This window comes from Methylibium sp. T29-B, assembly GCF_000576225.1.
Lineage (GTDB): Bacteria > Pseudomonadota > Gammaproteobacteria > Burkholderiales > Burkholderiaceae_C > Methylibium > Methylibium petroleiphilum.
The window spans coordinates 1-4254 of sequence record NZ_AZSN01000226.1 but is presented as its reverse complement, the minus strand read 5'-3'; the positions used below and the strand labels follow the sequence as shown (position 1 = coordinate 4254).

The window sequence follows — 4254 nt, the reverse complement described above, 5'->3', positions numbered from 1 at the left end:
CCGCGCCCGGCCGGGTCGGTGCCGAGCCGCAGGCCACCAGCAAGGCCGCGAGCATTGCGCCCAGCAACGCACGCAACTTCGCATGGATGCAGGGCGGGCAAGGCGCTCGGCGAGACGGCATGGGCGAACCATAACCGAGGCCGGGACCGGGCCAGCGCGCTTGCCGCGCGCTGCGCGCCGTGCGTCAGCGCGCCGAGGCCGTGGCCTGCCCGCCCTCGGTCAGGCCGGCACCGAGCCGGATGCTGCCGTCGGGCAGCGGCACGATCAGCGGGGCCACGACGACGCGCACGACACCCTTCTCGGTCATGTCGAGCTCGCGCGCCGTGCCGGGCGACAGATCGACGATGCGGCCGTCGGCATAGGGACCGCGGTCGCGGATCTTCACGATCGCGCTGCGGCCGTTCTCGAGGTTCGTCACCTTGGCCACGGTGCCCAGTGGCAGGGTCTTGCTGGCCGCGTTGTTCGACGTCGGATCCATGCGGCCCCCGTCGGCCATCTTGCGGCCCGCGAAACTGTGGTGGTAGTACGACGCCTTGCCCTTGCGCACCTGTCCGCTGCGGTCAGGGGTGAGCGTGCGCTGGACGGCGATCGCCTCGGCGTCGGTCAGGGCCGAGGCCGGCATCGGCGCGGCGGCCAGCAGCGCGATCGCCGCGGCACAGCTCGCAAGCCAGGTCGGAGTGAAGGCGGGGTTCAGGTTCATGTCTCACCTCATCGAGGGCCACGCGAGGCGAGCGGCGGCGGAAGGCCACCGTGCCTCGGAGCGTGAGGTCAGTGTCGGCAACCGCGCCGCCGGGAGCGATCGGCCGACGGCGTGTCGGCGTGTAGGACGACGGCCTCAGTTATTCAGAGCGCGCGGCTCAGCGTGATGCTGCCGAACGAGGGGCGCTCCTGCTGCCCACGGAACTGGCGGGTGCCGTAGTTGCGCGCGAACGCGAGCTTCCAGTCACCGCCGAGCACGGCGACACCGAGAGCCACGTCGGCCACCAGCGGCCGCTTGTGCACATGGTGGCTGTCGCGGAAGCTGTTGCCGTCGAGGGTGATGTCGTGCAGCACCAGGCGCGCGTCGGTGTTCACGAAGGCATGCCATGACCAGCCGCCCGACGACACGGCAGCGCGCAGCGGCGCGGTGTTCTCGCCGGCCGGCCGCAGCGGGCTGGAGCCGAAGTCGTCGGGCAGCCGGTAGCCGAAACGGATCTCGAAGCCGACGTTCGCGCCGGTCAGGAAGTTGCCGACCGTGCCGCCCCAGTGCGTGATCGCGTCCCAGCGCAGGCTGTCGCTCGCGGGCAGCAGCGCGTGGCTGCCCCAGCGCCGCGAGCGCTCGTGCAGCAGCATGACCACCGGCTCGTTCTTCAACTGGTGGTCCCAGCCGCGGAAGCGCTCCGAGCCGAACACGCGGTGGAACAGCTTCTGCGTGCGCTCGGCCTGCGAGGCCGGACCGACCACGCCGAGCACGATCTGCGAGGCCCAGAGCTCGTCGCCGAGCCGCGCGTTGTAGCCGGCACTCAGCAGCAGCGCGCCGGCATAGGGCCGGTCGTCGACGATCAGGTCGCTGCGCTCGGGATCGTTCGGGGTGTAGATGGCCTGGCCGAGACCGAAGACCAGGTTGCGCTGCTCGTAGTGCGCCGGGCTCAGCCACTCCAGCTCACGGTTCAGCCAGCGCGCCGGCCCCGACAGGCAGGCATCGCCGTCGTGCGGATCGAGGTTGGGCGTGACGGCCTTGATCTGCAGGCCGCTGCTGTAGCCCTGGTCCTGGCGCGCGATCACGTCGTTGTCGAGGCGCAGCACCAGCAGCGCGGGATTCAGCGCACCCGGCACCACCCGGCGGCAGGCTGCCTCGTCGGCTGCTTGCGCCGACGTCACCTGACCCAGAAGGACGAGCAGGGCCAAGCCGGCAAACAGCGTTTGCGCCGCGCAAACGGCGGTCGCGGCGACGTCGCGAAATTTCATGGGCGCGAAGGGTAACAGCGCCGCGCGCCGCGTGTTCGTCACAGCCGTCCGCAGGCCGCTGTTCTACGATGCACCATGGACCCCTACGACCACGATCTCGAACGCGGCCTGCGCAACCGCCGCGCCCTCCTCGGCGATGCTGGGTGGACAAGTCGATCGCCAGCGCGAACGCCTTCACCGCTGACTTCCAGAACTTCATCACCCGCTATGCCTGGCACGAGGTGTGGGGACGGCCCGGGCTGGACGCGAAGACCCGCCGTGTCATCGTGCTGGCCATCACCTGCGCGCTGGGCCGCTGGGAGGAGTTCGAGCTGCACCTGCGCGCCGCGCTGGTGGGCGGCTCGGGCGCGAGCCTCGGTGCCGGCGACGACGCCCCCACCGCCCTGACACCCGACGAGGTGAAGGAGGTCCTGATGCAGGCCGCCATCTACGCCGGCGTGCCGGCCGCGAACACCGGCATGTCGATCGCGGTGAAGCTGCTGCGCGAGCTGGGCCACGCGCTGCCGCCACTGCCGGCCACCGAGGTGGCCCACACCGGCAGCGGCCGCTCCTTCCGCAGCGCCGGCACGCCCGCGCTGCACTACACCGTGCGCGAACCGCGTTCCAAGGCGTCGCCCCGCAGCACCGTGGTACTGAGCCACGCGCTGGGCTGCGACGTGAGCCTGTGGGATGCGCTGGCCAATGCGCTGGCCGCCGAGCACCGCGTGATCTGCTACGACCACCGCGGCCACGGCGATTCCGAGGCGCCGGCCGGTCCGTACACGATGGCCGAACTGGCCGACGACGCCGAACGCCTGCTGGCCGAACTGGACACCGGCCCGGTGGTGTGGATCGGCCTGTCGCTGGGCGGCATGGTCGGCCAGGAGCTGGCGCTGCGCCATCCGCGGCGCGTCGAGGCGCTGGTGATCGCGAACTCGAGCGCCGGCTTCGACGAGGCCGACCGCAACGCATGGCAGCAGCGCATCGACGCCGTCGCGCAGGGCGGCGTCGACGCAGTGGCCGACGCGGCGATGCAGCGCTGGTTCACGACGGACTTCCGCAGCGCGCAGCCGGCCACGGTCGCGCGCTGGCGCCGCCGGGTCGCCAGCACGTCGGCACGCGGCTATGTGGCAGCGTCGCAGGCCGTGATGCGGCACGACACGGCCGCGCGCCTGCCGCAGATCAGCGCGCCCACGCTGGTGATCGCCGGCGCGCTGGATCCGGGCACGCCGGTGGCCATGTCGCAAGCGATCGCTGACGCCGTGCCCGGGGCGCGGCTGGTGGTGCTCGACGACGCGGCCCACCTGAGCGTGCTGGAACAACCCGCGGCGTTCACCGCCGTGGTGCACGACTTCCTCGCCGCCCTGGCCTGACGGCGGGGAACCGACGGAGGCATTCGGCCACCAACCGTGTCGCCGGTCATGCGGTTCACGCCGCTGCTTACGTTTTGTAGCCCGAACCGCGGCTCGGATGGTGGGAGGATAGCGGTGTGAAACAGTCCTTGCGCGCGCTCGCCGTGGTGGCGCTCGCGGCCCTCGGGATCGCGGGTTGCAGCACCTCCAAAACAGAGATCGGTGGCCCCTCCGACATGGCCATCGCCGACCAGGCCCCACCGCAAGAGGGCGGTGTGGGGCGCTGCGAGAAGCGGCTCGGCACCGTGGCGATCACCGAATCGGAGGTCAACAGCCAGGCGCTGATGTCGGCCGGCCTGCCGCGCTCGATGGCGCCGCTGGTGCGCCACCTGCTGATCCGCAGCGGCTGCTTCAACGTGGTCGACCGCGGCGCGGCCTACTCGCTGCTCGAGGCCGAGCGCAGGCTGCGCGAGCAGCTCGGCACCGACGCCAACGCGACGGTCGCCCGGCACCTGCAGCCGCTCGACTACATCCTGCGCGCAGAGATCGTGTTCGCCGAACAGATCGGCCAGAGCAAGGGTGTGCTCGGCGGCGTGTTCGGTGACGTGATCGGCGGCATCGGCGGCCAGTACAACAAGAAGGAAGCGGTGGTGCTGCTGAGCGTGGTGGACGCGCGCACCAGCGAGATCACGAGCTCCGTGTTCGGCCGTGGCACCAGCGATTCGGCCGGCCTCGGCAGCCTGGTGCTCAGCAGCGGCGTGTTCGCGATCGATGGCGGCTGGGCCGACACGCCGCAGGCGAAGACGGTGGCCGCTGCGCTGGTCGACGCCTGGAACCGCACGCTGCCCAAGCTGCCGGCGGCCGACATCGCGCCGCCCCCGAAGGCCAAGCCCGTCGTGGTGCCGGTGGAACCGCCCGCACCCGTGCCCTTGCCGCTCCCGCTCGAGCCGTCTGCCGCACCGCCGCCACCCCGTGC

Annotated in this window: 3 protein-coding genes and 1 pseudogene; 2 read left to right on the top strand and 2 right to left on the bottom strand. The window is 71.8% G+C overall.

The annotated features are described in order from the left end of the window. Positions 1-184 precede the first annotated feature (184 nt). Together Y694_RS20060 and Y694_RS20055 are read right to left on the bottom strand one after the other, a co-directional pair. Positions 185-700: a septal ring lytic transglycosylase RlpA family protein gene (locus Y694_RS20060; protein WP_036235811.1), complete on the bottom strand. Its 516-nt coding sequence runs from the start codon at positions 698-700 to the stop codon at positions 185-187. Between the two features lie 143 nt (positions 701-843). Then, positions 844-1947 carry a lipid A deacylase LpxR family protein gene (locus Y694_RS20055; protein ID WP_051495923.1) on the bottom strand — a complete coding sequence of 368 codons (1104 nt, stop codon included), beginning with the start codon at positions 1945-1947 and terminating at the stop codon, positions 844-846. A 75-nt stretch (positions 1948-2022) separates the two neighbouring features. On the opposite strand from Y694_RS20055, the pseudogene pcaD reads away from it, so the two are divergent. Next, positions 2023-3299 (top strand): annotated as a pseudogene (gene pcaD, locus Y694_RS20050) (3-oxoadipate enol-lactonase). Between the two features lie 116 nt (positions 3300-3415). Continuing rightward, positions 3416-4254 (top strand): CsgG/HfaB family protein (locus Y694_RS20045; RefSeq protein ID WP_036235807.1); only part of this gene is annotated, 839 nt, incomplete at its 3' end.

Bases quoted from the DNA above. Each gene is read 5' to 3' on its own strand.
- Y694_RS20055 (WP_051495923.1), bottom strand. From the start codon at position 1,947: ATGAAATTTCGCGACGTCGCCGCGACCGCCGTTTGCGCGGCGCAAACG.
- Y694_RS20060 (WP_036235811.1), bottom strand. From the start codon at position 700: ATGAACCTGAACCCCGCCTTCACTCCGACCTGGCTTGCGAGCTGTGCC.